The following is a 14,766-nucleotide window of genomic DNA, read 5'->3' as shown; positions in this document are numbered from 1 at the left end:
GGGGCCGGAGCCCACAGTCTATGGGGTGGATGTGTGGCCGAGCCGGTGCAGGCGGAGCGCGAGCTGGATCTCGAGCGCGCGTTCCGGCTCCAGCCAGCCGTCGCCGAGCAGCTTGCCGATCCGGTCGAGCCGCTGCGTGACGGTGTTGACGTGGATGTGCATGGCCTCGGCCGTACGGGAGGGCGAGCCGCCCGAGCCGAAGTAGGCGGCCAGCGTGTCGGCCAGCGCGGTGCCCCTGCGGGCGTCGTAGTCGATCACGGCGCCGAGCACCCGTCCGACGAAGCCGCGCACGTCACGGCCGTCACCCACGAGCAGCCCGACGAAGCCCAGCTCGGCCGCGCTCGCGCCGTCGCCCGCCCGTCCGAGCGCGATCAGCGCCTCGGCGCACCTGCGCGCCTCCTGGTAGGCCGCCGCCACGTCGCCCGCCCCTGGCGCGCCCGGGAGACAGACCTTCGACGCGCCCGCCGTGGCGGGCACCTGCAGCGACGCGCTCAGCTCGGCGGCGACGCGCTGCGCGATGCCGCCCGCGTTGGCCCCCGGCAGCAGCAGCACCACCTCGCCCGCCCGGCCGGCCGCGAGCCCGTGCCGCAGCGTGGCCTGCGACGAGGCCCAGAACGCGGCCCGTTCCCGCTGGCCCTCGTGCCGCACCACGACCACGACGTGCGGCGCCGAGAGATCGACGCCCAGCCGCCGGGCCCGGTCGGCCAGGCCGGGGGAGCCGGGCCGGGAGATCAGGTCGTCGAGCAGCTCGCCCCTGACCCGGCCCTCGGCCTCGGCCACGCTCCGGCGGAACAGCAGCAGCAGCGCGCACACCAGCGCCGCCCGCTCCAGGATGCGCTCGTCGGCGTCGTCGCTGCGCAGGATCAGCGTGGCCAGCGGCTCCCCGCCGACGTCCACCGACGCGATCAGCAGGTCACCCCGCCGCACGGTACGCCCCAGCGCTCTGGACACCTGCGCCGACTCGAACACCCCGGCGTCGAGCTCCCCCACGTCACCCGTGAGCGGCCGCCCGAGATCGTCGAGCACGGCCAGCGAGCCGCCGAGCACGTCGGTCACCACGGCCGCCACGTCCTCGATCCCGCCGCCGCGCAGCACCAGCGAGGTCATCCTGTCGTGAGCCAGCGCGGCCCGCTCCACGGCCTCCCCGTGCGCCCTGGCGGTCCTGTGGGCCTGGGAGAGCTCCTCCAGCGCGTTCCTGGTCTCCTGCAGCAGCCTGGCGTTGTCGATCGCGACGGCGGCGTGCGCGGCCAGGCTCGCCAGCAGCGACACCTCCTCCTGGTGGAACGGCCGCGCGCTGCGGTTGGCCGCCATCAGCACGCCGATCACCCGCTGCCCCAGCCGCAGCGGCACGCCCAGGATCGCGACCAGGCCCTCCTCCTTGACGGCCTCGTCGATGTGGTGCTTGTGCCGGAACCTGGCGTCGGCGAAGTAGTCGGCCGTCGAGTACGGGGTGGCCGTCTGCGCGACCAGCCCGCCCAGCCCCGCCCCCATGGCCAGCCGCAACGCCCTGAACTTGGCCGAGATCGACCCGTCGGTCACCCGCATGTACGTGTCGCCCTGCTCGGGGTCGTGCAGCGTCATGTAGGCGACGTCGGTGGCCAGCAGCTGCCTGGCCCGGTGCACGATGGCCTCCAGCACGGCGTCGAGGTCGCGCAGCGCGGCCAGGTCGCCGGCCGTGTCGTAGAGGGCCGACAGCTCGGCCTCGCGCCTGGCGCGCCGCTTGAGCAGGTCACGCACCTTGAGCGCCTCGACCTTGGCCTGCTCCAGCTCCTCGATCGTGGCCGGGTCGGCGCCCCGCGCCCTGGCCTCGATGATCGGCCCCTCGAACTCGACCGCCGACGCCTCTCTGGCCAGCAACTCAAGGAACTGCGTGCTCATTGCCTCACTCCGTTCGGCGGGCTCGGTCGCCGGGGAGCCTGCTTATGGCCTCCACTCCGTGGAGGCGGGTTCGGTCGCTCCGAGCCGTTGCCTTCCCTCGTCGCTCTGGTCGCTGCGCTCCCGACGCTCCTCAGTCCAGGCAACGGCGCTCCCTCACTAGTGCGCCGTCCAGCCGCCGTCCATCGGGAGGGAGACGCCGGTGATGAACGACCCGGCCGGGCCGCAGAGGTAGGCGACCAGCTCGGCCACCTCCTCCGGCTCGATCAGCCGCTTGATCGCGGCGGGCTGCAGCATGATGCTCCCGACGACCTCGTCCGGCTCGATGCCGTGCACTTTAGCCTGGTCGGCGATCTGCGCCTCCACCAGCCCCGTCCGTACGTAGGCGGGGCAGACGCAGGTGGAGGTGACCCCGTGCGGCGCCCCTTCGAGCGCGACGACCTTGGAGAAGCCCTCCAGCCCGTGCTTGGCCGTCGTGTACGCCGACTTGAACGGCGAGGCCCGCAGCCCGTGGACGGACGAGATGTTCACGAACCGGCCCCAGCCCCTGGCGTACATGCCGGGCAGCACCTGCCGCGCGATCAGGAACGGCGCCTCGACCATCACCCGCAGCATCGTCGAGAACACCTCGGGCGGGAAGTCCTCGATCGGCGAGACGTGCTGGAACCCGGCGTTGTTCACCACGATGTCGACCGGCTCGTCAGGCAGCGCCGCCACGAACCCGGGATCGCTCAGATCGGCCACCACCGCCACCCCGCCGATCTCGGCGGCGACCTTCTCGGCGGGCTCGGCCCGCAGGTCGACGACCAGTACTTTCGCCCCCTCGGCGGCCAGGCGGCGGGCGCAGGCCGCCCCGATGCCGCCCCCAGCCCCCGTCACAAGCGCGGTCCGCCCCGTCAGCTCCTTCGCCATATCCGAACCCTAGGCGGTCGCCGCTCCCCGACGCATGGGTGCCGACGACATAGATCGGTGCCGCCCTATGTGGATCACGAGGTCTGCTATCTTGAACGCATGACCGCGTATTCGTCCCAGTGGTGGCCCGCCTCCTAGGCGGACCTCCCAGCGCATACGCACCGGCCGCCTCGACGAGGCGGCCGCTCGCATGTCGTACGCGCCCCCGTCGAGCACTGACGAAAGGGGCGCTCACCATGACCACCACCTGGCCAGCACTGCTCACCACGCTGCTCGACGGCAGGTCCCTCACCTCGCTCCAGGCCAAGTGGGCCATGGAGCAGATCATCGGCGACACGGCCACGGACGCCCAGATCGCCGCGTTCGCGGTCGCGCTGCGGGCCAAGGGCGAGAGCGTGGCCGAGGTGTCCGGGCTGGCCGACGGCATGCTCCTGAAATCCGCCGCCATCAGGGTCTCCGGCGACCCCGTGGACCTGGTCGGCACCGGCGGCGACCGCGCCCACACCGTGAACATCTCCACCATGGCCGCCATCGTCGCCGCCGCCGCGGGCGTCAAGGTCGTCAAGCACGGCGGCCGGGCCGCCTCCTCGCTGGCGGGCGCGGCGGACGTGCTGGAGGAGCTGGGCGTGGTCATCGACCTGCCCCCGGCCGCGGTGGTCAGGGTCGCGGACGAGGTCGGCATCACGTTCTGCTTCGCGCCCGCGTTCAACTCCGGGCTGAGACGCACCGCCGGGCCACGCCGCGAGCTGGGCGTGCCCACGGTCTTCAACTTCCTGGGCCCGCTCACCAATCCGGCCCTGCCGGCGGCCCAGGCGGTCGGCGTCTTCCACCAGGGGATGGCGCCGGTCATCGCGGGCGTGCTGGCCCAGCGCGGCTGCTCCTCGCTGGTCTTCAGGGGCGACGACGGGCTCGACGAGCTCACCACCACGGGCCCCTCCACGATCTGGGTCGTACGCCGGGGCACGGTCACTCCCACCGCCTTCGACCCGGCCGACCTGTCGATCCCGCGGGCGCGCCAGGACGACCTGCGCGGCGGCGACGCCCGGCACAACGCGGCCGTGGCGCGGGCCGTGCTCGCGGGCGAGCGGGGCCCGGTGCGGGACGTCGTCCTGCTCAACGCGGCCGCCGCCGTGGTGGCCGCCGAGGGCACGCCGCCCGCACCAGACCTCACGCCCGCCCTGACCATGGCCTACAAGCGGGCCGCGGAGGCGGTCGACTCCGGCGCCGCGCTGTCCCTGCTCACTCTGTGGGCGCACGCCACGCAGGCCCAGGCGGCGGCGGGTCACTGAGGCCGGGTCATCGACAACACATCGAGCGCGGCGTCGAGCTGCTCCTCAGTGAGGGTGCCGTCGGCCACGTGGCCGCGCTCGATGACCACCTCCCGGATGGTCTTGCGCTCGGCCAGGGCCTGCTTGGCGATCTTCGCGGCCTCCTCGTAGCCGACGTACCTGTTGAGCGGGGTGACGATCGACGGGGACGACTCGGCGTACTCGCGCAGGCGCTCGACGTTCGCGGTGATGCCGGAGACGCAGCGGTCGGCGAGCAGCCGCGACACGTTCGCCAGCAGCCTGATCGACTCCAGGATGTTGCGCGCGATGATCGGCAGCTGCACGTTCAGCTCGAAGGAGCCGGACGCCCCGGCGAACGTGATCGCCGTGTCGTTGCCGATGACCTGGGCCGCGACCATGGCCGTGGCCTCGGGGATCACCGGGTTGACCTTGCCGGGCATGATGGACGAGCCGGGCTGCAGGTCGGGCAGGTTGATCTCGGCCAGCCCGGCGCGCGGGCCCGAGCCCATCCAGCGGAGGTCGTTGGCGATCTTGGTGAGCGAGACGGCCACCACCTTGAGCTGGCCGGACAGCTCGACGATCGAGTCCTGCGCGCCCTGGGCCTCGAAGTGGTCGCTGGTCTCGACGAACGGGATGCCGGTGGCCTCGGCCAGCTTGGCGATGGCCGCCTGGGCGAAGCCCGGCGGGGTGTTGATGCCGGTGCCCACGGCCGTGCCGCCCAGAGGCAGCTCCAGCACGCGCTCCAGGGCGGAAGCGACGCGCAGGGCGCCGTTCTCGACCTGGGTGGCGTACCCGCCGAACTCCTGCCCGAGCGTCACCGGGGTCGCGTCCATCAGATGGGTGCGCCCCGACTTCACCACCCCGTCGAACTCGATCGCCTTCTCCCGCAGCACCGCCGCCAGGTGCCTGAGCGAGGGCAGCAGGTGGAAGGTCACCTCCGTCGCCGCCGCCACATGAATCGAGGTGGGGAAGACGTCGTTGGACGACTGGGAGGCGTTCACGTGGTCGTTGGGGTGCACGGGACGGCCGAGGCGCTCCTCGGCCAGCGTCGCGATCACCTCGTTGGCGTTCATGTTGGACGAGGTGCCGGAGCCGGTCTGGAAGACGTCGATCGGGAAGTGGGCGTCGTGCTCGTTGTCGGCGACGTCGGCCGCCGCCTGGGCGACGGCCTCCGCCAGGTCCTTGTCGATCACGCCCAGCTCGCCGTTCACCTCGGCGGCCACCGCCTTGATCAGGCCGAGCGCGGCTATGTGGGACGGCTCGAGAGGGCGTCCCGAAACCGGGAAGTTCTCCACTGCCCGCTGGGTCTGAGCGCGCCACCTGGCGCCTGACGGCACGCGTACCTCGCCCATCGAGTCATGTTCGATTCTGAACTCGCTCATGACTTCCAGTCTGACCCACGACCGCCTTACGGCCGCGGCGCGGGTCAGCTGGAGATGAGCGCGACGATGAGTACGGCGATCACCACGGCGGCCGCGGCGGCCACCGCCATGAGCACCAGCATGCCGTTGCGGTTGCCCGAGGGCTGCTCCGGCTGCCCGGCGATGGCGAACAGGTCGGTCCCCAGGCCCTTGCCCTGATGAGGGACCTGCTGAGGGACCTGCTGGCCGCCCGGCGGGGACGGCGGCTGCTGGGGACCCGGCTGCTGGGGGGCGGGCTGCCGGCCCGCGGGCGGCGTGGTGGGCGGATAGACCTGCTGGCCGGGCGCGGGCGGGAGCTGGATGCGCGTGGTGACGACGGCGCTCTCGTCGCCGGGCCCCTGCGGGGGCCTGCCCTGCTGCGGAGCCGGCGGGAACGGGCCCTTGGGACGCTGGACGCTGACCGTCCGCTCGGGGTCGAACCCCTGCTCAGGGGAGGACGCGGCGGCCTGGGGGCCGGACTGCGGCTGGTGCTGAGGAGGGGCGTTGCGCGGCACGGTGGGCGTGCCCGGGCTCGTCATCGGCCCGTGCGGCCCCGACGCGGGCCCCCGGCCGGGGTGGCCGGGGTTGCCGGGCACCGGCCCGCCTGGCCCGCCGACGGGCCCTCTGGGCGCCTGCGCGCCCGTACCCTGCCCCGGACCCTGCCCCGGTCCGGCGGGACCCGGTCCGGCGGGACCCGGTCCGGCGGGACCGGGGCCCCAGGGCGCCTGGCCGCCCGGAGCGCCCGGGGCGCCCGCGCCTGCGGGCCCGTACGGCGCGGGGCCGGCGGGCCCGGCCTGGGGGGCCGGGGCCTTCTGCACCGGGTTCGTCTGGCCCTGCTGCGCCGGATTCTTCTGGGCCGGATTCTTTTGGGCCGGATTGTGCTGGGCCGGATTCTTCTGGGCTGGGTTCTTCTGGCCGGCGAACGGGTCGGGCAAAGCGGCCTCCTGCGCCATGAGAGCCTCAGCCGTGATCGCCGGCATGTCGCTCGTGGGGGTGTCGGCGACCATGCGCAGCAGGGTCTCCGCCTTGGCAGCGCTGAGGCGCTGCCGGTAGTCCTTGTTCAGCAGCCCGTTCAGCACGGGCCGCAGCTGGCCCGCCTGCGTGGGCGGGTCGGCGCTCTCGGTGAGCAGCGCCGCCAGCGTCTCCGCGATCGTGGCCCGCTCGTACGCCGGGCGCCCCTCGACCGCGAAGTAGAGCGTCGCCCCGAGCGACCAGATGTCCGACTCGGGACCGGTGTACTCGCCCCTGGCACGTTCCGGGGCCGTGTAGCCGGGGGAGCCGATCACCATGCCCGTCTTCGTCAGCCGCGAGTCGCCCTCGGCCTTGGCGATGCCGAAGTCGGTGAGCACCACGCGCCCGCTCTCCGTGATGAGCACGTTGCCCGGCTTGACGTCGCGGTGGGTGATCCCCTGGGCGTGCGCGGTGCGCAGCGCCCCGAGCAGGTCCACGCCGATCTCCGCCACGAGCCGTGGCGGCAGCGGACCCTCCTCGTCGATCACCTGCTCCAGCGACCGGGCCTCGATGAGCTCCATGATGATCCACGGGCTGTCGTCCTGGATCAGGACGTCGTGGATGGACGCCACCGAGGGATGGTTGATCCGCGCGGCGATGCGACCCTCGCGGACCATGCGCTCGCGCAGCTCGGCCCGCTGTTCCTCAGTGAGTCCCGGGTCCTGGCGGATTTCCTTGACCGCCACCTCGCGCCCGAGCGCGCGGTCGCGGGCGCGCCACACCGTGCCCATCGTGCCCCGGCCAAGCGGGGCTATGAGCTCGTAGCGCTCCGCGAGCAGGCGTGTCTGCTGTTCCGGCATGAGAAGAAGATATCGATTCTCGCTTGGGAAGTGCTTTACCCTCGCTTGCGAAGTTCTCTTGGCCAGAACCGTCGAGGAAGGCACAACTTTATCACCGTCGCTTTGAAACGGGCATAAGCCGACGGCGTAGGCCGCGGTTCGACGCGCTTCCTGTGTACGCCCTCGCCGGGTTTGCGCTCCTGCCTGGGCACCGGGACAGACAGCGCTGTCGTGGAGACGTCCGCCCTGTGGAGCCCGCGATGCGCGGGCCTGCGGGTGAAGGACGGCGGGTTGATCGTCGGCCCGGAACGTACGGGCTTGCGCGGCGCCAGCGGCTCCTCGGCCGAGCCCCCGGCGGCGACCCTGGCCAGCATGAGCGAGGCCCGCACCGAGTCGAGCCTGGTCGCGGGGTCGATCCTGAGCAGCGCGTCGAGCACGGGGGCCAGCGGCCCGGCCTTGGTCATCGGGATCGGCTCGCCACTGGTCAGCGCCGCGAGCGCGGCGGCGGCCGTACGGCGCCCGTGCAGGCCCCTGCCCTCGACGGCGGTGTAGAGGGTCGCGCCGAGCGACCACAGATCGCCCGCCGGGCTGGCCTTGGAGCCCAGCACCCGCTCTGGAGCGATGTATCCCGCGGAGCCCAGGACGATGCCCGCCTGGGTGATGGAAACGTCACCTTCCAGTGCGGCCAGCCCGAAGTCGGTGAGCACCGCGCGGTCCTCGGTCACCAGCACGTTGCTCGGCTTGACGTCGCGGTGGAGGATCCCCTTGGCGTGCACGGCGCGCAGCGCCCCGAGGATCTGGCGGCCGATCTCGGCGGCCCGGCGCGGGTGGAGCGGTCCCTGCTCCTGGATGAGCTGTTCCAGGGACTTGGCCCGCAGCAGCTCCATCACGATCCACGGCCGGTCGTCCTCGGTGACCACGTCGAAGACGGTGATGACCGAAGGGTGCGCGACCATGGCGGTCGCCCGGCCCTCGCGCTCGGTGCGCGCGCACAGCTCGGCACGCAGCTCCTCGTCGAGCACGTTGGGCAGGCGCACTTCCTTGACCGCCACGTCGCGGTCGAGCAACTCGTCATGTGCCCGCCAAACGGTGCCCATGCCGCCGCGTCCGACCGGCTCCACAAGCCGGTAGCGCGCGGCGAGTAGGTAACCGGAGGGCGCACGCATGCCTGGCAGCTTACCTATTTGTGTAAACCGACCAGTAGAGGCGCGGCCGATAAATTGTTGCGAACTTAAGTCAACCCGCCTGACTCGTGACGTCAGCAAACCTCCTGGCCACATCGGCCCAGTTGATGAGGCCCCGCAGTTTCTCGGCGCAGTCCGGGCGCACGTTCCGATACCGAGGGTAGTCGGCGACGCGCCGGAGCGCCCGGCCGCGCCGGATCCTGCCGTCTCTTGGCAATGTCGAGGGAGTCAGATTGGTCCCGCCTCGCGGGCGGCCTTACCCGCGGCCCGCACGGGCCTCCCGTACCGGCTTTCCTGAATGCGTTTGTGCAGCTCGGGGGTGATGTGTGTCGTGCGGCACACTCGCCGGCCCGTTAAATGTGCATGATGCAAGGCAGGGGACTTTCAGGTGTACGGCAGGCTGGCGGACAGGAACTGAGGGGCCCGGTCAGCGAGTTGTAAGGGTCCCGTAAGGGGGCGGGGGCATGGTACAGCCATGAGAGAGGGAGTTCTCCCATCGGCCCGCAAAGTGTCGGGGCCCGGCGTCAGAATGAGGGCGAACACCAAGGTTCCACCACTAACGACAGGCCGTTGAAGGACGTGATGAAGATGCGCCAGACCCAGGTTCGCACCCAGCCGAAGAAACCGAGCGGGACCGCTCTGGACCTTCGCACGCCGTCGGGGCGCAAGTTGCCCTTTTGAAAGCCATGAATCAGGAGCGCAATCTGAGAGGTGCGCGATGTGCAGTCACCACCCCGCTTGCCCGAGTGCCGATTCCCCCGACCGTGAGGCGTCGCACGTGATCGCGGCCCACCCCGACCAGGGCTGGAGCCTGCTCTGCAACGGCGTCGTGCTGTTCGAGGACACCGGTCTGCTGCTGCCCGACGGCTCCGTCGTGGCACCGCACCGGTCCCCGGTGGCCGCCTGAGCCGGCAGTTCCGAGGGGATGCTCGCGCCGCATCTCCCGGCCTACCGGCGCCGGGGCCCCGGCCCGTAGCCGCCCCCGGCTCCGCGCTCGCCCGCGCCAAGCCCGTATCCGGCCCGCCCGCCGCCACCCTCGACTCGCCGCCACCCTCAACGCATCGCCTCCCAAGGCGACCCGCTTCCCGAGACCACTCCGCCTCCTGAGGCCGCCCGGCCTCCTGAGGCGACCCGGCCTCCCGAGGCGACCCGGCCTGCTGGGGCCGCCCAGACTCCCGAGACGACCCGGACTTCCGAGACGACCCGCCTCCTGAGGCGGCCCGGCCGCCCCGCCCCGCCCCACCGGCGGTCGGCCGCGCCGGTGGGTGGAGCCTCACGGGGATCAGGCGGTCAACGGCGGCCGATCGTCAGCACGGGGCCGGTGCGGTCGGTGAAGAAGTCGTCGCCCTTGTCGTCCACCACGATGAACGCGGGGAAGTCCACGACCTCGATCTTCCACACCGCCTCCATCCCCAGCTCGGGATACTCCAGCACCTCGACCTTCTTGATGCAGTCCTGCGCCAGCCGGGCCGCCGGCCCGCCGATGGAGCCGAGGTAGAACCCGCCGTGCTTCTGGCAGGCCTCGGTGACCTGCTTCGACCGGTTGCCCTTGGCCAGCATGACCATGGAGCCGCCGGCCGCCTGGAAGCGCTCCACGTACGAGTCCATCCGCCCGGCCGTCGTCGGCCCGAACGAGCCTGACGCGTACCCCTCAGGGGTCTTGGCCGGCCCGGCGTAGTAGACGGCGTGGTCCTTCAGGTATTGGGGCATCTCGCCGCCGTTGTCGAGCAGCTCCGCGATCTTGGCGTGGGCGATGTCGCGGGCGACCACGAGGGGGCCGGTGAGGGAGAGGCGGGTCTTGACGGGATATTTCGTGAGCTCGGCGAGGATCTCGGGCATGGGGCGGTTGAGGTTGATCTGGACGACGTCGTCCGAGAGGTGCTCGTCCGTCGTCTCCGGGAGGAACCGCGCCGGGTCCGTCTCCAGCTTCTCGAGGAAGACCCCCTCAGGGGTGATCTTGGCCAGCGCCTGGCGGTCGGCCGAGCAGGAGACCGCGATGGCCACCGGGCAGGAGGCCCCGTGCCGGGGCAGGCGGATGACGCGTACGTCGTGGCAGAAGTACTTGCCGCCGAACTGCGCCCCGATCCCCAGCTTCTGCGTCAGCTCGAAGACCTTGGCCTCCATCTCCAGGTCGCGGAACCCGTGCCCGGACGCCGACCCCTCGGTGGGGATCGAGTCGAGGTAGCGGGCGCTGGCGTACTTGGCGGTCTTCAGCGCGTACTCGGCGGAGGTGCCGCCCACCACGACGGCCAGGTGGTACGGCGGGCAGGCCGCGGTGCCGAGCGAGCGGATCTTCTCCTCCAGGAAGGCCATCATGCGCTTCTCGTTGAGCACGGCCTTGGTCTCCTGGTACAGGAACGACTTGTTGGCCGAGCCGCCGCCCTTGGCCATGAACAGCAGTTTGTACTCGTCCGGATGGCCGTGCGGGTCCTCGGCGTACAGCTCGATCTGGGCGGGGAGGTTGTTGCCGGTGTTCTTCTCGTCCCACATGTTCAGCGGGGCCATCTGCGAGTAACGCAGGTTGAGCTTGGTGTAGGCGTCGTACACGCCCCGGGAGATGTGCTCGGAGTCGAGCCCGTCGGTGAGCACGTGACGCCCGCGCTTGCCCATGACGATCGCGGTGCCGGTGTCCTGGCACATGGGCAGGACGCCCCCGGCGGAGATGGAGGCGTTCTTGAGCAGGTCGAGCGCCACGAAGCGGTCGTTGCCGCTCGACTCGGGGTCGTCGACGATCTTCCGGAGCTGGGCGAGGTGCGAGGCCCGCAGGAAGTGGGAGATGTCGTGGACGGCCGTCTCGGTCAGCAGCCGCAGCGCCTCCGGCTCGACCTCGAGGAACGTACGCCCGGCCGCCTCGACCTTCCGCACCCCCTCCGAGGTGATCAGCCGATATTCGGTCTCATCGGCTCCCAGCGGCAGCAGGTCGGTGTAGTCGAACTCGCCCATGTCCATCCTTTCGGTCCCCCAAGAGATTACGCGCCTCCGGGAGATCCCACTTCGGTCACCGCCCGCGACCGCCCGGCCGTCAGGCCGACCAGGATGCCGGCGATCACCAGGCCCGCGCCCAGCAGGTCGTACGCGGACGGCATCGCCACGCCGAGCACCGCCCCCGTCACGATCGCGCCCACCGGGATGATCCCCGCGAAGAGCCCGGCCCGGCCGGGGCCCAGCTTGGGCAGCGAGCTGTACCAGAGGAAGAACGCCACCACGGTGACCACGATCGCCAGGTACGCGAACCCGAGCGCCTCCGCCCACGTCGGCGGCCGGAACATCGCGGCGCCCTCGTGTGCCAGCCCGATCACGGCCAGCAGCGGCACGGCCAGCGCCGTCGAGTAGGCCGACACCCTGATCGCCCCCAGCCGCGGCAGCAGCGGGATGGCCAGCATGGAGAAGCACACCTCGCCCACGAGCGCGCCCAGCGCCCACAGCAGGCCGGGCAGGTTGCCGCTGCCGAGCCCCGTGGCCAGCGTCGCCCCGGCCACCACCACGCAGGCCCCGGCCAGCAGCCGCGGCGCGGGCCGCCCGCCGGCCAGCGCGAGGGCCAGCGGCACGGTGCCGAGCACGGTCCCGACCAGGGCCGGCCCGGCGGCGCTGGTCGACTCGATCACGCAGACGTTGAAGATGACCAGCCCGAACAGGGTGAGCCCGGCGAGGCAGAGCAGCTCGCGCGGCGTGAGGCGGACGAACCGCAGGCCGAGAGCTCGCGTTATGACAAGCAGGATGACCGACGCCACGAGATACCGGACGGCCTGGCCGCCGTATATGGGATAGCCGTCCACCAGCCCCGCCACCCCGGCCAGCGTCCCGACGAGGAACATGGCCGAGGCCGCACCCACGATGCCGTTTCTCATGCGAAGGATGCTAGGGAGACAATGGTTCGCGTAAACAGTCCAATGTCCCGCCCGAAGACAGGACCAATATGGCCGACCTCCATATCCAGATAAATCGCGATAAGGGGGGAATCGCCGGGCAGATCGCCTCCGAGCTGCGCGACTCCATCAGGGGCGGCCGGCTGGCGCCGGGCACCCGCCTGCCCGCGACCCGCGACCTCGCCACCGACCTCCAGGTCTCCAGGGGCGTGGTGGTGGAGGCGTACGAGCAGCTCGTCGCCGAGGGCTTCCTGGTGTCGCGGGTGGGCGTCGGCACCCAGGTCACCCCCAAGACCGCACCCCGGGCCGCCCCGCGGCAGAAGACGTCTCCCCGGCCCAGGCCGGTGCCCCGCGCGTCGAGCGCCCCCGTGTGCGGGCCGTACTACGGTCATCGCCCCACCTCTCCTGACCTCAGCCACTTCCCCCGCGAGCGCTGGCTCGCCGCCGTCAGGCACGTCCTGACCACCGTACCCTCGGAAGCCTTCGATTACGGGGACCCTGGCGGGGTGCCTGAGCTGCGAGAAGAGCTGGCCGGCTATCTCCGGCGGGTCAGGGCGGCGGACGTGCGCCCCGAGAATCTCGTCATCGTCGGCGGCGTGGCGCAGGGCCTGAGCCTGGTGCTGCACGTGCTGAGCCGGCAGCGGCCGGTCCGGCTCGCCGTCGAGGACCCGACGAGCCACCGCCAGGTCCCGCTGCTGAGGCGCGCGGGCGCGCACCTGGTGCCGGTGCCCGTGGACGAGGAGGGCCTGGACGTGCGGAAGCTGAGCGGCGACGCCGTGCTGGTCACCCCGGCGCACCAGTACCCGACCGGCGTGGTGCTCTCGCCGCCGCGCCGGGCCGCCCTCATGGAGTGGGCGTACGCGGGCGACCGGGTGATCCTGGAGGACGACTACGACGCCGAGTTCCGCTTCGACCGCGACCCCGTCGGCTGCCTCCAGGGCCTGGCGCCCGACCGGGTGATCCTGTCGGGCAGCGTCAGCAAGGCCCTGGCGCCGGGGCTGCGGCTCGGCTGGGTGGCGGCGCCCCCCGACCTGGCGGAGGCCGTCCGCCGGGCGCGGGGCGAGCTGGACCTGGGCTCGCCGGTCGTCGAGCAGTACGCGCTGGCGCACTTCCTGCGCACCGGCGGCTACGACAAGCACCTGCGCAGGATGCGCCGCGAGTACCGCCGCCGCAGGGACGCCCTGGTCAGGGCGCTGGCGGAGGAGGTGCCCGAGGTGCGCGTCAAGGGCATCGACGCGGGCCTGCACGTCTACCTGGAGCTGCCGGCCGGCTGGGACGAGATGGGGACCGCGCGCGTCGCGCAGGAGCTCGGCCTGTCCGCCGAGCCCGTGGGGCCGATGCGCGAGTCGGCGGGGCCGGCGGCCGTGGTGGTGGGGTTCGCGCGGCTGCCGGCGCACAAGGCGCTGGACGCCGTACGAGGCTTGAAAGTCAGAATGTCAGGACAAAATGTTGACTGAGGCAGGAGGGCTCGCCTAGAAAGAAAGCCTGATCCGGATCGGAGGATGTCATGCGTGTGGGACTGCTGGGTCTGGGCAGGATCGGAGCCTTTCACGCCGCGACCCTGGCCGCGCATCCGCTGGTGGACGAGCTGATCGTGGCCGATCCCGTGCGTACGTCGCCGTACGGCAGGCCCGGGGACCCGTTCGAGTCGGACGCCGTGGTCATCGCGACCCCGACCGGCACCCACGCCGAGCTCATCGTCAAGGCGTGCGAGAAGGGCGTCCCGGTCTTCTGCGAGAAGCCGGTCGCGGGCACCGTGGACGAGACCGTCAAGGCGCTGGAGGCGAGCGCCGGCAACCGGGTGCAGATCGGGTTCCAGCGCAGGTTCGACCCCGGCTACGTGGCGGCGGCGGGCGCGCTGCGCGCCGGCGAGCTGGGGGAGCTGCACCGCGTTCACCTGATCACCGCCGACCCCGCGCCCCCGCCCGCCGCGTACATCGCGACCTCCGGCGGCATCTTCCGCGACTGCCACATCCACGATTTCGACATCCTGCGCTGGGTGACCGGCCGCGAGGTGGTCTCCGTGTACGCGACCGGGGCCAACCGCGGCGCCGCCTTCTTCGCGGAGGCGGGCGACGTGGACAACAGCGCCGCGCTGCTCACCCTCGACGACGGCACGCTGGCCACCCTGCAGGGCTCCCGCTACAACGGCGGCGGGTACGACGTGCGCATGGAGCTGGCCGGCACCAGGCGCACCCAGGCCGTCGGCCTGAGCCCGCGCGCCCCGCTGCACTCGGCCGAGGGCACGCCGAGCCCGCAAGACCCCTGGCCCGACTTCGTCACCCGCTTCGAGACCGCCTACCGCGACGAGATCGACGCCTTCCTGACCAGCGACAAGAGCCTGTGCACGATCGAGGACGCCCTGGAGGCGCTGTACGTGGCCGAGGCCGCCGACCTGTCGCTCCGCGAGCGCCGTACCGTCGAGGTCGCCGAAGTGCGGCGGTGAGGCC

11 protein-coding genes are annotated in these 14,766 nt (G+C 72.0%); 4 read left to right on the top strand and 7 right to left on the bottom strand.

Annotation, left to right across the window (positions count from 1 at the left end; translation table 11 throughout):
- Nucleotides 1–18: 18 nt before the first annotated feature.
- A complete protein-coding gene (locus H4W80_RS29190; protein ID WP_192788017.1) occupies nucleotides 19–1,878 on the bottom strand; it encodes a helix-turn-helix domain-containing protein in 1,860 nt (619 codons plus the stop codon).
- A gap of 156 nt (nucleotides 1,879–2,034) precedes the next feature.
- Nucleotides 2,035–2,787 carry a 3-hydroxybutyrate dehydrogenase gene (locus H4W80_RS29185; RefSeq protein WP_192788016.1) on the bottom strand — a complete coding sequence of 251 codons (753 nt, stop codon included), beginning with the start codon at nucleotides 2,785–2,787 and terminating at the stop codon, nucleotides 2,035–2,037.
- A gap of 236 nt (nucleotides 2,788–3,023) precedes the next feature.
- Between H4W80_RS29185 and trpD the strand changes: the two genes are divergently transcribed.
- Nucleotides 3,024–4,076, top strand: coding sequence for an anthranilate phosphoribosyltransferase (trpD, locus tag H4W80_RS29180; protein ID WP_192788015.1), 1,053 nt, complete (start codon nucleotides 3,024–3,026; stop codon nucleotides 4,074–4,076).
- On the opposite strand, the gene H4W80_RS29175 is transcribed toward trpD, so the two are convergent.
- The 3 genes from H4W80_RS29175 to H4W80_RS29165 are packed head-to-tail and all read right to left on the bottom strand — an operon-like array spanning nucleotide 4,070 to nucleotide 8,432.
- Nucleotides 4,070–5,458: a class II fumarate hydratase gene (locus H4W80_RS29175; protein WP_192788014.1), complete on the bottom strand. Its 1,389-nt coding sequence runs from the start codon at nucleotides 5,456–5,458 to the stop codon at nucleotides 4,070–4,072. The genes trpD and H4W80_RS29175 overlap by 7 nt on opposite strands.
- A 44-nt stretch (nucleotides 5,459–5,502) precedes the next feature.
- Nucleotides 5,503–7,287 carry a serine/threonine-protein kinase gene (locus tag H4W80_RS29170; RefSeq protein ID WP_192788013.1) on the bottom strand — a complete coding sequence of 595 codons (1,785 nt, stop codon included), beginning with the start codon at nucleotides 7,285–7,287 and terminating at the stop codon, nucleotides 5,503–5,505.
- Between the two features lie 35 nt (nucleotides 7,288–7,322).
- Entirely contained in the window at nucleotides 7,323–8,432 is a 1,110-nt protein-coding gene (locus H4W80_RS29165; RefSeq protein WP_192788012.1) for a serine/threonine-protein kinase, read from the bottom strand.
- 736 nt (nucleotides 8,433–9,168) lie between these two features.
- Here H4W80_RS29165 and H4W80_RS29160 point away from each other — a divergent pair.
- Nucleotides 9,169–9,357, top strand: coding sequence for a DUF5999 family protein (locus H4W80_RS29160; RefSeq protein ID WP_192788011.1), 189 nt, complete (start codon nucleotides 9,169–9,171; stop codon nucleotides 9,355–9,357).
- Between the two features lie 383 nt (nucleotides 9,358–9,740).
- Here H4W80_RS29160 and H4W80_RS29155 read toward each other — a convergent pair whose 3' ends face one another.
- Both H4W80_RS29155 and H4W80_RS29150 read right to left on the bottom strand, forming a co-directional pair.
- A complete protein-coding gene (locus H4W80_RS29155; protein WP_192788010.1) occupies nucleotides 9,741–11,393 on the bottom strand; it encodes a fumarate hydratase in 1,653 nt (550 codons plus the stop codon).
- Nucleotides 11,394–11,419: 26 nt separating this feature from the next.
- Nucleotides 11,420–12,298, bottom strand: coding sequence for a DMT family transporter (locus tag H4W80_RS29150; protein WP_192788009.1), 879 nt, complete (start codon nucleotides 12,296–12,298; stop codon nucleotides 11,420–11,422).
- 68 nt (nucleotides 12,299–12,366) lie between these two features.
- Here H4W80_RS29150 and pdxR point away from each other — a divergent pair, with 68 nt between their 5' ends.
- Together pdxR and H4W80_RS29140 are read left to right on the top strand one after the other, a co-directional pair.
- Nucleotides 12,367–13,773: a MocR-like pyridoxine biosynthesis transcription factor PdxR gene (gene pdxR, locus H4W80_RS29145; RefSeq protein WP_192788008.1), complete on the top strand. Its 1,407-nt coding sequence runs from the start codon at nucleotides 12,367–12,369 to the stop codon at nucleotides 13,771–13,773.
- A 50-nt stretch (nucleotides 13,774–13,823) separates the two neighbouring features.
- On the top strand, nucleotides 13,824–14,762 hold the full coding sequence (locus H4W80_RS29140; RefSeq protein WP_192788007.1) for a Gfo/Idh/MocA family protein: 939 nt from the start codon (nucleotides 13,824–13,826) through the stop codon (nucleotides 14,760–14,762).
- Nucleotides 14,763–14,766: the final 4 nt, after the last annotated feature.

This window comes from Nonomuraea angiospora (assembly GCF_014873145.1).
Taxonomy (GTDB): domain Bacteria; phylum Actinomycetota; class Actinomycetes; order Streptosporangiales; family Streptosporangiaceae; genus Nonomuraea; species Nonomuraea angiospora.
Note: the sequence above shows the minus strand (reverse complement) of the source record. Positions and strands in the feature narration are given on the sequence as shown.

Excerpts from the sequence above, each read along its gene's own strand:
- H4W80_RS29190 (WP_192788017.1), bottom strand. The coding sequence starts at position 1,878 with ATGAGCACGCAGTTCCTTGAGTTGCTGGCCAGAGAGGCGTCGGCGGTC.
- H4W80_RS29185 (WP_192788016.1), bottom strand. The coding sequence starts at position 2,787 with ATGGCGAAGGAGCTGACGGGGCGGACCGCGCTTGTGACGGGGGCTGGG.
- trpD (WP_192788015.1), top strand. The coding sequence starts at position 3,024 with ATGACCACCACCTGGCCAGCACTGCTCACCACGCTGCTCGACGGCAGG.
- H4W80_RS29175 (WP_192788014.1), bottom strand. The coding sequence starts at position 5,458 with ATGAGCGAGTTCAGAATCGAACATGACTCGATGGGCGAGGTACGCGTG.
- H4W80_RS29170 (WP_192788013.1), bottom strand. The coding sequence starts at position 7,287 with ATGCCGGAACAGCAGACACGCCTGCTCGCGGAGCGCTACGAGCTCATA.
- H4W80_RS29165 (WP_192788012.1), bottom strand. The coding sequence starts at position 8,432 with ATGCGTGCGCCCTCCGGTTACCTACTCGCCGCGCGCTACCGGCTTGTG.
- H4W80_RS29160 (WP_192788011.1), top strand. The coding sequence starts at position 9,169 with ATGTGCAGTCACCACCCCGCTTGCCCGAGTGCCGATTCCCCCGACCGT.
- H4W80_RS29155 (WP_192788010.1), bottom strand. The coding sequence starts at position 11,393 with ATGGGCGAGTTCGACTACACCGACCTGCTGCCGCTGGGAGCCGATGAG.
- H4W80_RS29150 (WP_192788009.1), bottom strand. The coding sequence starts at position 12,298 with ATGAGAAACGGCATCGTGGGTGCGGCCTCGGCCATGTTCCTCGTCGGG.
- pdxR (WP_192788008.1), top strand. The coding sequence starts at position 12,367 with ATGGCCGACCTCCATATCCAGATAAATCGCGATAAGGGGGGAATCGCC.
- H4W80_RS29140 (WP_192788007.1), top strand. The coding sequence starts at position 13,824 with ATGCGTGTGGGACTGCTGGGTCTGGGCAGGATCGGAGCCTTTCACGCC.